The sequence below is a fragment of the Arthrobacter sp. TJ-265 genome (assembly GCF_058269135.1).
Window position 1 is genome coordinate 1 of the sequence record NZ_JBZCND010000016.1, and the last position, 840, is coordinate 840.

Sequence of the window (840 nt, forward strand, 5' to 3'; positions counted from 1 at the left end):
CAGGATCGATGAGTTCACGCCCCTGGAGGGCGTCAAGGACCTCGCGCCGCTCGGCGATAAGTATCTGCTGCTCCCCGGGGGGCAGTAAGCGCATCCGTTTGCCCAGTTCCCTGAACCTAGCCTCCCGCGTTGTGAAGTCCCTCGATCCGATCAGGCGGGCGATCAGCGCGATACCGCCCAGCACGCCGGTAGCGATGACCGGAAGTACAGGGACCGGGGAATAGGCCGGTCCGGATCCTGATCCATGCCACCACAGTGTCCCGGTGGCTGCGACGACCGCCAGCAACGCGGCGGCGGTTCCGTAGCCGTCCCGGGGGCGGCCCAACCGCCACCAGTCGGTGAAAGCCCATGCCTGACCGATCACCGCGGCCCAGAAACAGGTCACCGCGACCGAGCCCGCGAGTCCTGGGTCCATCGAACCGGTGCCCGAGAACACGTCGGCTCCCGAACCGCCGAAGGGTGCCAGGAAGCCTCCGAGCGGCGCCACCAGCGCAGTCCCCCTGACGAACCGGGCAATGGCGGCGACCGACATCCCTGTCCGAAGAGATGGCGTATCGAGTGCCTGCTGGAACTCCAGCGATCCGAGCCGCACACCGTCCTCGAACTCGTCATCGCGGGCCTGCCGGGCTGCCGTCGAGTTAGTCACACCACTGGTTCTAGCACAGCCACTGGCAGCAAGTACCCCACCGACCAGATAAGGAAAGCACCTGGGGCCGAGCATTTCCCGAGAACGGTCGTCATACTGCGCGGATTCTGACATCCCACCACCCGCGCAGTGTGATTGTGTCAAACCAATGTGGCCCCGGTGTGACGGATATACCTGGCTCCACTTCAGGAGGC

General features: G+C 65.4%; 1 protein-coding gene. It reads right to left on the reverse strand.

Going from position 1 to position 840, the window contains the following annotated elements; translation table 11 throughout:
* A partial coding sequence (locus AC4D2E_RS17635) for a hypothetical protein (RefSeq protein ID WP_490953470.1) occupies positions 1–646 on the reverse strand: 646 nt, incomplete at its 3' end.
* Between the last annotated feature and the right edge of the window lie 194 nt (positions 647–840).